15 protein-coding genes are annotated in these 15581 nt (G+C 63.6%); 9 read left to right on the top strand and 6 right to left on the bottom strand.

Features of this window, described 5'->3' with window-relative positions:
- Nucleotides 1-34: 34 nt before the first annotated feature.
- From betC to RGV59_RS06080, 3 genes are all read left to right on the top strand, one after another.
- On the top strand, nucleotides 35-1549 hold the full coding sequence (gene betC / locus RGV59_RS06090) for a choline-sulfatase (protein WP_102618193.1): 1515 nt from the start codon (nucleotides 35-37) through the stop codon (nucleotides 1547-1549).
- Between the two features lie 15 nt (nucleotides 1550-1564).
- Nucleotides 1565-2488 carry a choline ABC transporter substrate-binding protein gene (gene choX, locus RGV59_RS06085; protein WP_102618194.1) on the top strand — a complete coding sequence of 308 codons (924 nt, stop codon included), beginning with the start codon at nucleotides 1565-1567 and terminating at the stop codon, nucleotides 2486-2488.
- Nucleotides 2489-2648: 160 nt separating this feature from the next.
- A complete protein-coding gene (locus RGV59_RS06080; protein ID WP_102618195.1) occupies nucleotides 2649-4217 on the top strand; it encodes a SulP family inorganic anion transporter in 1569 nt (522 codons plus the stop codon).
- Between the two features lie 52 nt (nucleotides 4218-4269).
- On the opposite strand, the gene aroE is transcribed toward RGV59_RS06080, so the two are convergent.
- Together aroE and hemF are read right to left on the bottom strand one after the other, a co-directional pair.
- Nucleotides 4270-5088: a shikimate dehydrogenase gene (gene aroE, locus RGV59_RS06075; RefSeq protein WP_017848973.1), complete on the bottom strand. Its 819-nt coding sequence runs from the start codon at nucleotides 5086-5088 to the stop codon at nucleotides 4270-4272.
- Nucleotides 5088-6020, bottom strand: coding sequence for an oxygen-dependent coproporphyrinogen oxidase (hemF, locus tag RGV59_RS06070; protein ID WP_017848972.1), 933 nt, complete (start codon nucleotides 6018-6020; stop codon nucleotides 5088-5090). The genes aroE and hemF overlap by 1 nt, the downstream gene beginning before the upstream one ends.
- Before the next feature lie 160 nt (nucleotides 6021-6180).
- On the opposite strand from hemF, the gene RGV59_RS06065 reads away from it, so the two are divergent.
- Nucleotides 6181-7158, top strand: coding sequence for an NADPH:quinone reductase (locus RGV59_RS06065; RefSeq protein ID WP_017848971.1), 978 nt, complete (start codon nucleotides 6181-6183; stop codon nucleotides 7156-7158).
- Between the two features lie 130 nt (nucleotides 7159-7288).
- On the opposite strand, the gene RGV59_RS06060 is transcribed toward RGV59_RS06065, so the two are convergent.
- The 3 genes from RGV59_RS06060 to RGV59_RS06050 all read right to left on the bottom strand — a co-directional run bounded on the left by RGV59_RS06060 (nucleotide 7289) and on the right by RGV59_RS06050 (nucleotide 9835).
- Nucleotides 7289-7846: an L-threonylcarbamoyladenylate synthase gene (locus RGV59_RS06060; protein ID WP_017848970.1), complete on the bottom strand. Its 558-nt coding sequence runs from the start codon at nucleotides 7844-7846 to the stop codon at nucleotides 7289-7291.
- 54 nt (nucleotides 7847-7900) lie between these two features.
- Nucleotides 7901-8995 (bottom strand): DNA-processing protein DprA, encoded by a 1095-nt coding sequence (gene dprA, locus RGV59_RS06055; RefSeq protein ID WP_126585918.1) that lies wholly within the window; start codon nucleotides 8993-8995, stop codon nucleotides 7901-7903.
- 63 nt (nucleotides 8996-9058) lie between these two features.
- Nucleotides 9059-9835 carry a peptidoglycan-binding protein gene (locus RGV59_RS06050; protein WP_126585917.1) on the bottom strand — a complete coding sequence of 259 codons (777 nt, stop codon included), beginning with the start codon at nucleotides 9833-9835 and terminating at the stop codon, nucleotides 9059-9061.
- A 135-nt stretch (nucleotides 9836-9970) separates the two neighbouring features.
- On the opposite strand from RGV59_RS06050, the gene def reads away from it, so the two are divergent.
- The 5 genes from def (at nucleotide 9971) to RGV59_RS06025 (ending at nucleotide 14534) form a co-directional block, all read left to right on the top strand.
- A complete protein-coding gene (gene def, locus RGV59_RS06045) occupies nucleotides 9971-10477 on the top strand; it encodes a peptide deformylase (protein ID WP_017848967.1) in 507 nt (168 codons plus the stop codon).
- 69 nt (nucleotides 10478-10546) lie between these two features.
- On the top strand, nucleotides 10547-11500 hold the full coding sequence (fmt, locus tag RGV59_RS06040; RefSeq protein WP_102618197.1) for a methionyl-tRNA formyltransferase: 954 nt from the start codon (nucleotides 10547-10549) through the stop codon (nucleotides 11498-11500).
- Nucleotides 11497-12807, top strand: coding sequence for a 16S rRNA (cytosine(967)-C(5))-methyltransferase RsmB (gene rsmB, locus RGV59_RS06035; RefSeq protein WP_017848965.1), 1311 nt, complete (start codon nucleotides 11497-11499; stop codon nucleotides 12805-12807). The genes fmt and rsmB overlap by 4 nt, the downstream gene beginning before the upstream one ends.
- Before the next feature lie 22 nt (nucleotides 12808-12829).
- Entirely contained in the window at nucleotides 12830-14203 is a 1374-nt protein-coding gene (trkA, locus tag RGV59_RS06030; protein ID WP_017848964.1) for a Trk system potassium transporter TrkA, read from the top strand.
- 19 nt (nucleotides 14204-14222) lie between these two features.
- On the top strand, nucleotides 14223-14534 hold the full coding sequence (locus RGV59_RS06025) for a hypothetical protein (RefSeq protein ID WP_102618199.1): 312 nt from the start codon (nucleotides 14223-14225) through the stop codon (nucleotides 14532-14534).
- Nucleotides 14535-14672: 138 nt separating this feature from the next.
- On the opposite strand, the gene RGV59_RS06020 is transcribed toward RGV59_RS06025, so the two are convergent.
- Nucleotides 14673-15560: a lysophospholipid acyltransferase gene (locus RGV59_RS06020; protein WP_017848962.1), complete on the bottom strand. Its 888-nt coding sequence runs from the start codon at nucleotides 15558-15560 to the stop codon at nucleotides 14673-14675.
- Between the last annotated feature and the right edge of the window lie 21 nt (nucleotides 15561-15581).

Here is a 15581-nt window from a genome sequence, read left to right as displayed (position 1 = left end):
CGCATAAACACCGCCTATGGAATGCCGAAGACCCATGAAGCGCAAGAACATTCTTTTCATCATGGCCGATCAAATGGCCGCGCCGATGCTGCCGTTCTACGGACCTTCCCCGATCAAGTTGCCGAACCTCAGTCGCCTCGCCGCACAAGGCGTGGTGTTCGACGCCGCCTACTGCAACAGCCCGCTGTGTGCGCCGTCGCGCTTTACCCTGGTCAGCGGCCAGTTGCCGAGCAAGATCGGCGCCTACGACAACGCGGCAGATTTCCCCGCCGATGTGCCGACGTATGCCCACTACCTGCGTCGTCTTGGCTACCGCACCGCGCTGTCGGGCAAGATGCATTTCTGCGGGCCAGACCAGTTGCACGGTTACGAAGAGCGCCTGACCAGCGACATCTACCCCGCCGACTATGGCTGGGCGGTGAACTGGGATGAGCCGGACGTGCGCCCCACCTGGTACCACAACATGTCCTCGGTGCTGCAAGCCGGGCCGTGCGTGCGGACCAACCAACTGGATTTCGACGAAGAGGTGGTGTTCAAGGCCCAGCAGTACCTGTTCGACCACATTCGCGAGGGCGGCGACCAGCCGTTCTGCCTCACCGTGTCGATGACCCATCCCCACGACCCGTACACCATTCCCAAATCGTTCTGGGATCTGTACGACGACAGCGACATCCCGTTGCCCACAACCCCGGCCCAGGGCGATCTCGACCCGCACTCCCAGCGCCTGCTCAAGGTCTACGACCTGTGGGACAAGCCGCTGCCAGTGGACAAGATCCGCGATGCGCGCCGCGCCTACTTCGGCGCCTGCAGTTACATCGACAGCAATGTCGGCAAGCTGCTGCAGACCCTGGAAGACACCGGCCTGGCCGACGACACCCTGATCGTTTTCTCCGGCGACCATGGCGACATGCTCGGCGAGCGCGGCCTCTGGTACAAAATGCACTGGTTCGAAATGGCCGCCCGCGTGCCGCTGCTGATCAGCGCGCCGGGGCAGTTCGCGGCGTGCCGTGTGACCCAGGCGGTCTCCACCGCCGACCTGTTGCCGACCCTGGTGGAACTGGCCGGCGGCGAACTCGAACCGCACTTGCCCATGGACGGCCGCTCGCTGGTCCAGCACCTGCAAGGGCAGGGCGGGCACGACGAAGTATTCGGCGAATACATGGCCGAAGGCACCCTCAGCCCGCTGATGATGATTCGCCGTGGCGCCTACAAATTCATCTACAGCGAAGACGACCCCTGCCTACTGTTCGACATACACAACGACCCGCGCGAACAGGAAGAACTCAGCCAATCGCCGCAGCATCGGGCGCTGTTTGCCGCCTTTCTGCTTGAGGCGCGGGCCAAATGGGACATCCCGGCGATCCACCAGCAGGTGCTCGCCAGTCAACGCCGTCGCCGCCTGGTCTACCAGGCGCTGACCCAGGGCAAGCTGAAGAGCTGGGATCACCAGCCGCTGGTGGACGCCAGTCAGCAATACATGCGCAACCATATCGACCTCGACGACCTGGAGCGCAAGGCACGTTATCCACAACCCTGCCAAAACCAATAAAACAGAGGGAAGGCCATGCAAAAATTGACTGTGGTGCTGGGCGTAATGGGCATGGCGGCGTTGAGCAGCGCCACCGTGTACGCGGACGCCGGTTGTGAGACGGTGAGGATGGCCGATCCTGGCTGGAGTGATATTGCCGCCACCAATGCCGTCGCCGGTTTTCTGCTGACGGGCATGGGTTACAAGCCCAAGGTCGACACCCTGGCGGTGCCGATCACCTTCGGCGGGCTCAAGGACGGCCAGGTGGATGTGTTCCTGGGTAACTGGATGCCGGCGCAGCAAGGTTTCTACGACAAATTCGTGGCCAACGGCGATGTGGTGCAGTTGGCGAAAAACCTCGACGGCACCGAATTCACCCTGGCTGTGCCGGACTATGTGTGGGACGCCGGGGTGCATGACTTTGCCGACCTCAACTCATTCGCCGACAAGTTCGACAAGAAGATCTACGGCATCGGCTCCGGCGCGCCGGCAAACCTCTCGCTGCAGGAGATCATCAAGAAGAACGACTTCGACCTGGGCCAATGGAAGCTGATCGAGTCCAGCGAACAGGCGATGCTCGCCGAAGTCTCACGGGCGGTGAAGAAACAGCGCTTCATCACCTTCCTCGGCTGGACCCCGCACCCGATGAACGTGCAGTTGAAAATGCACTACCTCAAGGGCGGCGAGAAGTACTTCGGCGACACCGGCAGCGTGTATACCCTGACGCGCAAGGGTTATGCACAAGCCTGCCCGAACGTAGGAAAACTGCTGACCAACCTGAGTTTCACCCAGGCGATGGAGAACAGCATCATGGCCGCGGTGGTCAACAACAAGGTCAGCAACGCAGATGCGGCGAAGGCGTGGATCAAGGCCAACCCTGCGGTACTGGTGCAGTGGCTCGACGGCGTGAAAACCGTGGACGGCCAGGATGCATTGGCGGCCGTAAAAGCCAAGCTCTAAAGCCCACCACTATCCAAATGTGGGAGGGAGCTTGCTCCCGATAGCGGCGGATCAGTCACTACATCATTGACTGTCAGTCCGCTATCGGGGGCAAGCCCCCTCCCACAAAAAGCCGGTGTGTACTGATACCCTGAGCCAAACCTTTCAATCCGAGTTTGCGATGCCCCGGCCCAACCGCCACACACTCTTCCCCTTCCTCAGTTGGCTGCCGCGCCAAACCCGCGCCAGCGTCGGCCGGGACGCGATCGTCGGCCTCAGCGGCGCAGTGCTGGCCTTGCCGCAGTCGATTGCCTACGCGCTCATCGCCGGTCTCCCACCGGAATACGGCCTGTACGCCGCGATCATCCCGGTGCTGATCGCGTGCCTCTGGGGTTCGTCCTGGCACCTGATCTGCGGCCCCACGGCAGCGATATCCATCGTGCTCTACGCCAGCGTCAGCCCCCTGGCCGTGCCGGGTTCACAGGACTACATCACCTTGATCCTGCTGCTGACCTTCCTCGCCGGAGTGTTCCAGTGGTTGCTCGGCCTGCTGCGCTTCGGCGCGCTGGTGAATTTCATCTCCCATTCGGTGGTGCTGGGGTTCACCCTCGGCGCCGCCGTGGTGATTGCCCTCGGCCAACTGCCCAACCTGTTGGGCCTGGATTTGCCGAGCCAGGCCACGGCGATCAACAGTCTGATGGCACTGATCGAGCACGGCGGCGAGTGGGACCACGCCTCACTCGCCCTGGGGCTCGGCACCTTGCTGGCGGGCGCGCTGCTCAAGTACCTGCTGCCGCGCTGGCCGACGCTGTTGATCACGCTGGCGCTGGGCAGCCTGGCCGCCTGGCTGTGGCCGGCGATATTCGGGCAGGTGGCGCTGGTCAGTGCGTTTATCGGCAAGCTGCCGCCATTCAGCCCGTTGCCGCTGGACCTGGACATGCTCTTGCGCCTGCTGCCCAGCGCCGTGGCGGTGGGCATGCTCGGGCTGGTGACCAGCCTGTCGATCGCGCGCTCGCTGGCGGCGCGCTCGCAGCAATTGCTCGACGCCAACCAGGAAGTTCGAGCGCAGGGTTTGTCCAATATCGTCGGCGGATTTTTCTCCGGCTACCTGTCGGCCGGTTCCTTCACGCGCTCCGGCCTCAGCTATGAAGCAGGCGCCTGCTCGCCGCTGGCGGGGGTGTTTTCCGCCCTGTGGGTGGCGTTGTTCGCACTGTTTGGTGCTGCGCTGATCGCACATATACCGATCCCGAGCATGGCCGCGAGCATCCTGCTGATCAGTTGGGGCCTGGTGGATCATCGGGGCATTCGCGCGTTGTTCCGGGTCAGTCGCGCCGAGTTTGTGGTGATGAGCCTGACCTGCATCGCCACGTTGCTGCTGGAGCTGCAAACCGCGATTTACGCCGGAGTGCTGGCCTCGCTGTTTTTCTACCTCAAGCGCACCTCGCAGCCGCGGGTTCAGCAATGGCGCGACGGCGAGGAAGAGGTGTTGCGGGTCGGTGGCTCGATCTTTTTCGGCGCCAGCCATTACCTGCAGGTTCGCCTGCAAAGCCTGCAGAGTGAGCGGGTGGTAATCGAAGCGCAGCAGATCAACTTTATCGACTATTCCGGGGTGGAGATGCTGCACCAGGAAGCGCGGCGATTAAGGGCGATGGGCCGTAGCTTGACCTTGCGCCGGGCCAGGCCGCAGGTCGTCGAGGAGTTGAAAAAGCTGGAAGGCGCCGACAATTGCCCCATCCATTTCGAAGACTGAATGCGGTCAAACAGGTGGGAGGGGGCTTGCTCCTCCCACCTTTCGAGTTGCTTCAAGCCAATTGGCGGCGCAGTTCAGCCAACACCGGCGCCGAATCCGGACGCACGCCGCGCCACAGGAAGAACGCTTCCGCCGCCTGCTCCACCAGCATGCCGAGGCCATCCATCGCCACCGCCGCGCCGTGTTCCGTGGCCCAGCGGCAGAATGCGGTCGGTTCCTTGGCATACATCATGTCGTAGCAAAACGTTTTGCCCGGCGCGATCAAGCTGCCCGCAATCGGCGGTACATCGCCTGACAGGCTGGCGGAAGTGGCATTGATGATCACGTCCACCGGCTCACACAGCCAGTCGAAACCACTGGCAGACACCGGGCCCAAATCGTCGAACAACTCGGCGAGCATTTCGGCTTTTTCCACGGTGCGGTTGGCGATGATCAGCGACGCCGGCCGCTCGGCCAGCAACGGCTCCAACGCCCCGCGCACTGCGCCGCCAGCGCCGAGCAACAGGATGCGTTGCCCTTGCAGGTGCAGCCCGGCATTCACCGTCAGGTCGCGCACCAGGCCGGCGCCGTCGGTGTTATCGCCCAGCAGGCTGCCATCGGCCAGCTTGCTCAGGGTGTTCACCGCCCCGGCGCGCTCGGCGCGTGCGGTGAGGGTGTCGGCCAGGCGGTAGGCGTCTTCCTTGAACGGCACCGTGACGTTGGCGCCACGGCCTTGTTGAAAAAACTCACGGGCAAACCCGATGAAATCCTCGAGCGGCGCAAGCAGAGCGCTGTAGTCCAGTTGCTCGCCGGTCTGCTCGGCGAACATGCGGTGGATCAACGGCGACTTGCTGTGGCCGATGGGGTTGCCGAACACCACATAACGGTCCATCAGACCGCCGCCTTGGGCGCAGCCACGCCGAGCCAGTCGCGGTCTTGCAGGAAGTAGTCGGTGAGGCGCGCTTCTTCGCTGCCGGCCTCGGCTTTCCAGTCGTAGCTCCAGCGCACCTGGGGCGGCAGCGACATCAGGATCGACTCGGTACGCCCGCCCGACTGCAGGCCGAACAAGGTGCCACGGTCGTAGACCAGGTTGAATTCAACGTAGCGACCACGGCGGAATTCCTGGAATTCGCGCTGCTGTTCGGTATAGGCCTGGGCCTTGCGGCGCTGCACGATCGGCAGGTAGGCGTCGATGTACGCATCGCCGATGGCACGGATGAAGGCGAAGCAGGTGTCGAAGTCCCACTCGTTCAAGTCATCGAAGAACAGGCCGCCGATGCCGCGCGGTTCGTTGCGATGCTTGATGTAGAAGTAGGTGTCGCACCAGGCCTTGTAGCGCGCATAAACGTCGGCGCCGAACGGCGCACAGGCCTGTTCGGCCACGCGGTGCCAGTGGATGCAGTCTTCTTCGTTGGCGTAATAGGGCGTGAGGTCGAAGCCGCCGCCGAACCACCACACCGGCTCTTCACCTTCTTTTTCAGCGATGAAAAAGCGCACGTTGGCGTGGGAAGTCGGTACATGCGGGTTGTGCGGGTGAATCACCAGCGACACCCCCAGCGCTTCAAACCCGCGCCCGGCCAGCTCGGGGCGATGCGCGCTGGCGGACGGCGGCAGGCCGCTGCCAAACACGTGGGAAAAGTTGACGCCGCCTTTTTCGATCACCGTACCGTTTTCAATCACACGGGTGCGACCGCCGCCACCGGCTGGCCGGGTCCAGGCGTCTTCGATAAAGCGAGTGTCCGTCTCGAAGGTTTCCAGGGCGCTGCAAATACGGTCTTGCAGATCAAGCAGATAGGCTTTAACAGCCTCGGTGCGGGTAGTCATGGCATCACCTTGAATCGGGCAAAGCTACGCGAGGCCATTGGGCGTCGGCGGCAAATGGGCGCACAGGATACCACCGCACTCAACTCCGTCGCAGTTGACGAAGATCAAGCTTAGGAGTCCGATAGGGGGCTACCCGAATTCGAACCCAGGAGAAGTGCAGATGGCCAAACGTATCCAGTTCAGCGTCCATGGTGGCCCTGAGGTGCTTGAGTACGTGGACTACACGCCAGCAGAACCTGGCCCACAGCAAGTTCGCGTGCGCAACGCGGCCATTGGCCTGAACTTCATCGACACCTACTTCCGCAGTGGCTTATACGCGCCGCCGGCCTTGCCGTCGGGCCTGGGCGCCGAAGGTGCCGGTGTGGTCGACGCCGTGGGCAGCGAGGTCAGCCAATTCAAGGTCGGCGACCGCGTGGCCTACGGCAGCGGGCCGTTGGGTGCCTACAGCGAACTGCACGTATTGCCCGCGGCCAACCTGGTTCACCTGCCGGACGACATCAGCTTCGAACAAGCCGCCGGCGCGATGCTCAAGGGCCTGACCGTGCAATACCTGCTGCGCCAGACCTATGAGTTGAAGGGCGGCGAAACCATCCTGTTCCACGCCGCTGCCGGTGGCGTGGGCTCCCTGGCCTGCCAGTGGGCCAAGGCCCTGGGCGTGAAGCTGATCGGCACGGTCAGTTCGCCGGAAAAAGCCGCCGTGGCCAAATCCCACGGCGCCTGGGCAACCATCGACTACAGCAAGGAAAACGTCGCACAGCGCGTGCTGGAATTGACCGACGGCAAGAAATGCCCAGTGGTGTACGACGGCGTCGGCAAAGACACCTGGCTGACCTCGCTGGACTGCGCGGCGCCCCGGGGGTTGGTGGTGAGTTTCGGTAACGCCTCGGGCGCGGTGGACGGGGTGAACCTGGGGATTCTGGCGGCCAAGGGCTCGCTGTATGTCACCCGGCCGACCCTGGCGACCTACGCCAGCAACCCCAAGGACTTGCAGGCCATGGCCGATGATCTGTTCTCGATGATCCAGAGTGGCAAGGTACGCATCGATATCAACCAGCGCTTCTCGCTGGCGGAAGCGGCCAAGGCGCAGACCGAGCTGTCGGCGCGGCGCACGACCGGGTCGACCATTCTGTTGCCGTAAGGCTTGGGGTTTCTGGCGTGGCTAGGGGCGCCATCGCGGGCAAGCCCGGCCCCTACATTTGACCGTGTTGTCATGACGGAACCGATCGAATGTGGGAGCCGGGCTTGCCCGCGATAGCCACGCCACGGTCTCAGGACGGCCGCACAACCTCACCCGTCACCAGATCGCGAATCAGGCTCGGGTTCTTGCGCCCACCGAGGGCGCCACCCAACACCAGATCGACCTGGCCACGGAAGTACTGCTCGACGCGAATCCGCGTGCGGGCGGCCGGGCGGCCCTGGGGGTTGGCCGAGGTGGAAATCAATGGCCCGACCAATGAGCACAAGTCGCGCACCAGCGGATGATCGCTGACCCGCAGCGCCACGGTGTCATGCTCCCCCGTGACCCATTCCGGCAACAGGTCCTGATGAGGCACCAGCCAGGTGTTCGGCCCCGGCCAGGTACTGGCCATGCGGTCGATCCAATCCTGCGGGAAGTCTTCGAAGAGAAAATCGAACTGGCGGATAGTATCCGCGACCAGGATCAGGCCCTTATCCACCGAGCGGTTCTTGATCGCCAGCAACCGGTCCACCGCCGCTTCGTTCCACGGGTCACAGCCCAGGCCCCAGACCGCCTCGGTCGGATAGGCAATCACCGCGCCTGCGCGAATTTCTCGTGCGGCTTCCAGCACACGCCACCTGTTGACCATTACTCACTCTCCGGACTAAAGCTCTGCGCAGTTTACCGATCTTCCCTGCAAAACCTAGCAGCGCGCGAGCCAACGCCCGCTTTCGCAGATCACCTGGCCTTCCAGCTCCAACTCGGTGAGGCTCGCCAGCACCTGGGACAACGGCCGCCCGCTGGCAATCGCCAGGGCTTCGCTGGTGTGGGGCGCCGCATGCAGCAGTGCGACCAGTGGATGAGTCGCCGGCAGCGGCACCGGACACGGCAGCGCCTGCCAGCCGCGCAAGCCTTCAAGAATGTGCTCGATGGTTTCCACCAACACCGCGCCGTCGCGGATCAGCTGATGACAACCCTTGGCCGCGGGATGATGGATCGAGCCGGGAATCGCGTACACCTCGCGCCCTTGCTCGGCGGCGAGCCGCGCGGTGATCAGCGAACCGCTGGCGATGCCGGCTTCCACCACCAGCACGCCCAGCGACAGACCACTGATGATGCGGTTGCGCCGGGGGAAATTGCCGGCCTGGGGCGCGGCGTCCAGCGGAAACTCGGAAACCACCGCGCTGCCCTGGGCAATCATCGCAGCCGCGAGGCGTCGGTGGCGCTGTGGATAAAACTTTTCCAGGCCGGTGCCGAGTACGCCGATGGTCTGCCCGCCGACCTCCAGGGCCGCCTGATGCGCCGCGCCGTCAATGCCCAGGGCCAGGCCGCTGGTGATGACAAACCCAGCACTCGCCAGGCTGCGGGAAAAGGCGGCGGCGGTGTCCATGCCGGGGCGCGATGCGCGGCGGCTGCCGACTATGGCCAACTGGGGTTTTTCCAGGATCGCAGGGTCGCCGGCGACGAATAACAACGGCGGTGCGTCATCGATCTGGGCCAGCAGTGCGGGGTACTCAGGCTGGTCCCACATCAGCAAATGCTGGGCCGGACGCGCCAGCCAGGCCAATGCGACACTCGCGCCCTCGCGGACTTCATGGCTGCGCCGGGCCTCGGCGCTGACGGCGGGCAAGCCGAGCGAACGCCAAGCGCTGGCCGGCGCGCTGAGCGCCTTCGAGGCGCAGCCGAACGCGTCGATCAACCGGCGAAAACGCTTCGGGCCCAGTTCCGGCAGCCTGTGCAAGCGTAGCCGGGCTTCCAGTTCTGCCGGGGAAATTTCACTGCTGTTTATCGGATACATCTGATCATCCTTGACCGGAACAAGCTGTGGATAACTCTGTTGGTAACTTATTTAGCAGCCTATTTATTGCGTTTGACGGGCCGTCTCGAAACGGTCCATCACCGCCAGTGGCCGCGAGGCATTGAGGACCAGGCCGTAACTGAGTTTTTCGTAGGTGCGAAACACCAGCAGCATGCCGCCGTACTCATCGGCCAGCTTCACCGGAGCGCCGCTGAGAGCGTCGCGTACCGTGGCGCCGGTCTTGATCACATTCAGCCGTTGGCCGTCGACCAGGCCGTCGCGGCGGCCTTTATTCAGGGTCACGGCATCCAGCACGCCGATCTGCGTCACGCCCTTGGGTACGTCGATGATGCGACCTTCGATAAACGGCGCGGCCTGCGGGCCTTCCAGGCTGGCCAGCGCAACCGGCGGTTCGGCACGCAGCAAGCGGTCGCCGGGGCGCACTTCCTGGGTGACCCGTTGTACGGCAAGGGTGGTCAGGTCGCCGGCCATCACCCAGTGCGCGGTGCCGATGTCGTCGGCGTGGATACCCAGTAGCTCCTGGGTTTTGGGGTCGGTGTAGACCTTGCCTCGGCGGAAAATCCCATAGCTTGGCTGGGCCGGGTCCAGGACGCCGCGGGCATGCACGTGCTCGCCATTGGCCCCCAGCACGCGCCCGGCCTCTGCCGCGACAACGTAGGGCGCGTTATCGAGATCGAGGGGCGAATCGAGGATGCGATTGTGTAACAAAAATCGCTGGATGGCCTGTTGCGTCGGTTGATCCAGGCGCGGGCCGGGCGATGGAAGCAGGGCCTGGGCGAACGGCGCCCAGAGCAGCAAGACGAGTAGCGATTTCCTCATGGGGTGAATCTCCTTTATTATGTACGTTCGCGTGAAACGCCATAGCCTTCGCGGCTTCCGAGCGTTCCACACCGGCCGTGCGGGTCCATCCCTACGCCGATTTGCCTTTACCTCACATGTGCAGCAATTACGCTTATGGCTATTTTGAACATCCTCGAATTCCCCGACTCGCGCCTGCGCACGATCGCCAAACCGGTGGCCGTAGTGGACGATAAGGTTCGTCAGTTGGTCGATGACATGTTTGAAACAATGTATGAAGCCCCGGGCATCGGCCTCGCCGCGACCCAGGTCAACGTGCATCAGCGTGTCGTGGTGATGGACCTGTCCGAAGATCGCAGCGAGCCACGGGTGTTCATCAACCCCGAGTTCGAAGCGCTGACCGACGAAATGGGCGAATACCAGGAAGGCTGCCTGTCGGTGCCGGAGTTCTACGAGAACGTCGAGCGCCCGGTGCGCGTGAAGATCAGGGCCCTGGACCGCGACGGCAAGCCCTTCGAGCAGGTTGCCGAAGGCCTGCTGGCGGTGTGTATCCAGCACGAATGCGACCACCTCAACGGCAAGCTGTTTGTCGATTACCTGTCCACGCTCAAACGTGACCGGATCAAGAAGAAGCTGGAAAAAAAGCACCGCCAGCAAGCTTGATGCCCTTCTTCCAAAGGCTTGCTGCGGCAAGCCTTTTTCTTTTGTGACTGCTTTTAACCGAGAACGCCCATGACCGAGCCACTGCGCATTGTTTTTGCCGGCACACCCGAATTTGCCGCCGAACACCTCAAGGCCCTGCTCGCCAGCCCTTATGACATCGTCGCGGTGTACACCCAGCCGGATCGCCCGGCCGGTCGCGGGCAAAAACTGATGCCGAGCCCGGTCAAGCAACTGGCGCTGGAGCACCACATTCCCGTGCTGCAACCGCCGACCCTGCGCAACGCCGAGGCCCAGGCCGAGTTGGCAGCGCTGAAACCGGACCTGCTGGTGGTGGTGGCCTACGGCTTGATCCTGCCCCAAGTCGTCCTGGACATCCCGCGCCTGGGTTGCATCAACAGCCACGCCTCGCTGCTGCCACGCTGGCGCGGTGCGGCACCGATCCAACGCGCCGTGGAAGCGGGCGACAGCGAAAGCGGCGTGACCGTGATGCGTATGGAAGCGGGCCTGGATACCGGCCCGATGCTGTTGAAAGTCAGCACCCCGATCACCGCCGAAGACACCGGCGGCAGCCTGCACGATCGCTTGGCCGAGATGGGCCCGCCGGCCGTGATCCAGGCGATTGCCGGGCTCGCTGCCGGCACCCTCGAAGGCGAGGTGCAGGACGACAGCCTGGCGACCTACGCGCACAAACTGAACAAGGACGAAGCACGCCTCGACTGGAACCGCCCGGCCGTGGAACTGGAGCGCCTGGTGCGCGCGTTCAACCCGTGGCCGATCTGCCACAGCACCCTCAACGGCGAAGCCTTGAAGGTTTTGGCTGCCACCCTGGCCGACGGCAAGGGCGCCCCCGGTGAAATCATCGGTGCCAGCAAGGACGGCCTGCTGGTCGCCTGCGGTGAACAGGCGCTGTGTCTGACGCGTCTGCAATTGCCCGGTGGCAAGGCGCTGAGTTTCAGCGATTTGTTCAACAGCCGTCGTGAGAAATTTGCCGTAGGCACGCTTCTCGGGGTGGCCGCCCAATGAACCCGCGTCTGGCCGCCGCCAAGGCCCTGGCCGCCGTGCTCAACGGCAAGGCTTCGCTGAACAGTTCGCTGCCGACCCAGCTGGATAAGGTCGAAGACCGTGATCGCGGCTTCACCCAGGACCTCGCCTTCGGCACCGCGCGCTGGCAGCCACGGCTGTCGGCGCTGGCAGCCAAGCTGCTGCAAAAGCCGTTCAAGGCGGCCGATGCCGATGTGGAAGCGCTGCTGCTGGTAGGCCTCTATCAATTGCTCTACACCCGCGTGCCGGCCCACGCCGCCATCGGTGAAACCGTCGGCTGCGCCGAAAAGCTGAAAAAACCCTGGGCCAAAGCCCTGCTCAACGCCGTGCTGCGCCGCGCCCAGCGCGAAAGCGAAGCGCTGCTGGCCGAGCTGGAACATGACCCGGTGGTGCGTACCGCTCACCCGCGCTGGCTGCAAAAATCCCTGAAAGCCTTCTGGCCCGAGCAATGGGAAGCCATCTGCGCGGCCAACAATGCACACCCGCCGATGATCCTGCGGGTCAACCGTCGCCATCACCGCCGCGATGCTTATCTGCAATTGCTGACCGATGCGGGCATCGCGGCCGCGCCGTGCGTGTACAGCACCGATGGCATCGTGCTCGAAGCCGCCACCGACGTGCGCAGCCTGCCGGGCTTCGCCGAGGGCTGGATCAGCGTGCAGGATGAAGCCGCGCAACTGGCGGCCGACCTGCTCGACCTGGCCCCAGGCCAGCGCGTGCTGGACGCCTGCTGCGCCCCCGGCGGTAAGACGTGTCACATCCTGGAGGTCGAAAAAGACCTCGCCGGCGTCGTCGCCGTCGACCTGGAAGCCAAGCGCCTGGTGCGCGTGCGGGAAAACCTCGCACGCCTGGGCCTGAGCGCCGAGCTGATCGCCGCCGATGGCCGCGACACCGCCACCTGGTGGGACGGCAAGCCGTTCCAGCGCATCCTGCTCGACGCGCCGTGCTCCGCCACCGGCGTGATCCGTCGCCATCCGGACATCAAGCTGACCCGCCAACCCGACGACATCGCCGCCCTGGCCGTGCTGCAAGGCGAACTGCTCGACGCGTTGTGGCCGACCCTGGAAGTCGGCGGCATCCTGCTCTACGCCACCTGTTCCACCTTGCCCACCGAGAACACCGAGGTCATCGAAGCCTTCCTCGCCCGTACCAGCGGCGCGCGCGAGCTGGACCTCGCCACGGCAGCCGGCATCAAGCAGCCCCACGGGCGCCAATTGCTGGCACAGGAAGGCGGACACGATGGCTTCTACTACGCCAAACTGATCAAGATCGCCGCCGCACGCGGCTGAACGGTTCAAAGGGAGTAACCGGATGAAAATCATCATCCTCGGGGCAGGGCAGGTCGGTGGCACGCTGGCCGAGCATTTGGCCAGCGAAGCCAACGACATCACCGTGGTCGACACCGATGCCGAGCGCCTGCGCAACCTCGGCGACCGCCTGGACATTCGTACCGTGCAGGGTCGTGCGTCGTTTCCTACGGTGCTGCGTCAGGCGGGTGCCGACGATGCCGATATGCTGGTGGCCGTGACCAACAGCGACGAGACCAATATGGTCGCGTGCCAGGTCGCCCACACGCTGTTCCACACCCCGACCAAGATCGCCCGGGTGCGTGAAGCCGCGTACCTGACCCGCGCCGGCCTGTTCGACAACGACGCGATCCCGGTGGACGTGCTGATCAGCCCGGAGCAGGTGGTCACCCATTACATCAAGCGCCTGATCGAGATTCCCGGCGCGTTGCAGGTGATCGACTTCGCCGACGGCAAAGCGCAACTGGTCGCCGTGAAGGCCTATTACGGCGGGCCGTTGGTCGGCCAGCAACTGCGCCAACTGCGCGAACACATGCCGAATGTAGAAACCCGCGTCGCGGCGATTTTCCGGCGTGACCGGCCGATCCTGCCCCAGGGCGACACGGTGATCGAGGCTGACGACGAAGTCTTCTTCATCGCCGCCAAAGCGAATATTCGTGCCGTGATGAGCGAAATGCGCCGTCTCGATGAGACGTATAAACGCATCGTCATCGCCGGTGGCGGGCAGATCGGCGAACGCTTGGCCGAGGCCATCGAAAGCCGCTACCAAGTGAAGATCATCGAGATGAGCCCGGCGCGCTGCCGGCATTTGTCCGACACCCTCGACAGCACTGTAGTCCTGCAAGGCAGCGCCTCTGACCGCGACCTGTTGATGGAAGAAAACATCGCCGACGCCGATATCTTCCTGGCCCTGACCAACGATGACGAAGCCAACATCATGTCATCGCTGCTGGCCAAGCGGCTGGGGGCGAAGAAGGTGATGACCATCATCAATAACCCGGCGTATGTCGACCTGATCCAGGGCGGCGATATCGACATCGCCATCAGCCCGCAGTTGGCGACTATCGGCACCTTGCTCACCCACGTGCGCCGTGGCGATATCGTCAGCGTCCATTCCCTGCGCCGCGGCGCGGCGGAAGCCATCGAGGCGATCGCCCATGGCGACTCGAAGTCGAGCAAGGTGATCGGCAAGGCCATCCGCGACATCGGCTTGCCGCCGGGTACCACCATCGGTGCGATCATTCGCGATGAAGAAGTGATCATTGCCCACGACGACACGGTAATTGCCACCGGTGACCATGTGATCCTGTTCCTGGTGGATAAAAAACATATCCGCGATGTGGAGAAGCTGTTCCACGTGGGGTTGAGCTTTTTCTGATCAAACGGAGTACACCGACATGCTCGAATCCCTGGAGAAAATGCTGGCCAAGGGTGTCGATAACGCCCTGCTGCGCTTTGGGCTGGGCAAGGGTTATCTGGACCTGAAGGACAACGCCAAGGCCGCCGAGCATCTGCACAAGTGTGTCGAGTTTGATCCGAAGTATTCGGCGGCGTGGAAGTTGTTGGGGAAGGCGCACGTCGGGCTGGGCGATCAGGCCGCCGCGCGATTGGCCTGGGGGAAGGGCATTGAAGCGGCCCAGGCCCATGGCGACAAGCAGGCCGAGAAAGAAATGATGGTGTTCCTGAAAAAACTCGACCGCCAGGCTTGAGCGGAACTCAAATGTGAGAGGGGCGGTGCGACGATTCGACTTGCCCCCGATAGCAGTGTGTCAGCCAATGCATATTGGACTGAACCACCGCTATCGGGGGCAAGCCCCCTCCCACATTGGTTTTGTGTTGCCTTTGAGTCAGTACCACCGCGCCTCACCCGGCGGGCGTTTCTTGAAGCGCTTCATGCTCCACATGTACTGGCTCGGGTAGGCGCCGACATAACGCTCCACCACCTTGCTCATCGCCGCGCAGGAGGTGGCGGTGTCGGTGCTGTACATGTCTTCCGGCGCTGCTTCCAGGATCACTTTGTAGCCTGAACCGTCCGGCAGGCGCAGGGCATGCAGGAATACGCCGACCGCCTTGTGGCCCGCGAGCATGTTCGGCACGAACTTGCTGGTCAGCGCCTGGGTGGCGAAGAACGGCACGAAGATCCCCGCCGATTCGGCCGGCTCCGGGTCGGCCGGAATGCCCACCTGGCCGCCCTTGCGCACTTCCTTGATGACACTGAGGATGCCTTCCTTGGTGGACGCCGCCACGCGGTTGCCCAGTTGCACGCGTTGCTTGCGCAGCAGGTCATCCACCGCCTTGAGCTTCGGCGGGCGGTAGAAAATGATCGGTTTGCACTGGCTGCAATAGAAGTGGTTCAACACCTCCCAGTTGCCCAGGTGGCTGGTGATACCGACCACGCCTTTGCCCGAGGCCAGGGCTTCGTGGAGGACTTCCAGGCCTTCGACTTCGCGCACCAGGTCGATGGAGCGCTGGGCCGGCCAGATCCAGGCGCAGGCGCTTTCGGTCAGGGACTTGCCAATGTCCATCAGGCTGCGGCCCACCAGGCGCTCGCGCTCGGCCGGGTCCATGTCCGGGAAGCATTTCGAGAGGTTGATCCGCACCGTGTCGCGGGAGCGGTTGGGGGTTTTCCACATGATCCAGCCAATCGCCGAACCTACGGCTTGCACGGCGCGCCAGGGCAGCAGGGCAAACAACCGGAGAGCGCCTACCAGCAAGGCGCCTTTAAACTTTTCCACAGGTCACTCCTGATCGTGTGT

The organism is Pseudomonas sp. FG1 (assembly GCF_034313875.1).
Classification (GTDB): domain Bacteria; phylum Pseudomonadota; class Gammaproteobacteria; order Pseudomonadales; family Pseudomonadaceae; genus Aquipseudomonas; species Aquipseudomonas veronii.
Note: the sequence above shows the minus strand (reverse complement) of the source record. Positions and strands in the feature narration are given on the sequence as shown.

Bases quoted from the DNA above. Each gene is read 5' to 3' on its own strand.
- betC (WP_102618193.1), top strand. From the start codon at position 35: ATGAAGCGCAAGAACATTCTTTTCATCATGGCCGATCAAATGGCCGCG.
- choX (WP_102618194.1), top strand. From the start codon at position 1,565: ATGCAAAAATTGACTGTGGTGCTGGGCGTAATGGGCATGGCGGCGTTG.
- RGV59_RS06080 (WP_102618195.1), top strand. From the start codon at position 2,649: ATGCCCCGGCCCAACCGCCACACACTCTTCCCCTTCCTCAGTTGGCTG.
- aroE (WP_017848973.1), bottom strand. From the start codon at position 5,088: ATGGACCGTTATGTGGTGTTCGGCAACCCCATCGGCCACAGCAAGTCG.
- hemF (WP_017848972.1), bottom strand. From the start codon at position 6,020: ATGACTACCCGCACCGAGGCTGTTAAAGCCTATCTGCTTGATCTGCAA.
- RGV59_RS06065 (WP_017848971.1), top strand. From the start codon at position 6,181: ATGGCCAAACGTATCCAGTTCAGCGTCCATGGTGGCCCTGAGGTGCTT.
- RGV59_RS06060 (WP_017848970.1), bottom strand. From the start codon at position 7,846: ATGGTCAACAGGTGGCGTGTGCTGGAAGCCGCACGAGAAATTCGCGCA.
- dprA (WP_126585918.1), bottom strand. From the start codon at position 8,995: ATGTATCCGATAAACAGCAGTGAAATTTCCCCGGCAGAACTGGAAGCC.
- RGV59_RS06050 (WP_126585917.1), bottom strand. From the start codon at position 9,835: ATGAGGAAATCGCTACTCGTCTTGCTGCTCTGGGCGCCGTTCGCCCAG.
- def (WP_017848967.1), top strand. From the start codon at position 9,971: ATGGCTATTTTGAACATCCTCGAATTCCCCGACTCGCGCCTGCGCACG.
- fmt (WP_102618197.1), top strand. From the start codon at position 10,547: ATGACCGAGCCACTGCGCATTGTTTTTGCCGGCACACCCGAATTTGCC.
- rsmB (WP_017848965.1), top strand. From the start codon at position 11,497: ATGAACCCGCGTCTGGCCGCCGCCAAGGCCCTGGCCGCCGTGCTCAAC.
- trkA (WP_017848964.1), top strand. From the start codon at position 12,830: ATGAAAATCATCATCCTCGGGGCAGGGCAGGTCGGTGGCACGCTGGCC.
- RGV59_RS06025 (WP_102618199.1), top strand. From the start codon at position 14,223: ATGCTCGAATCCCTGGAGAAAATGCTGGCCAAGGGTGTCGATAACGCC.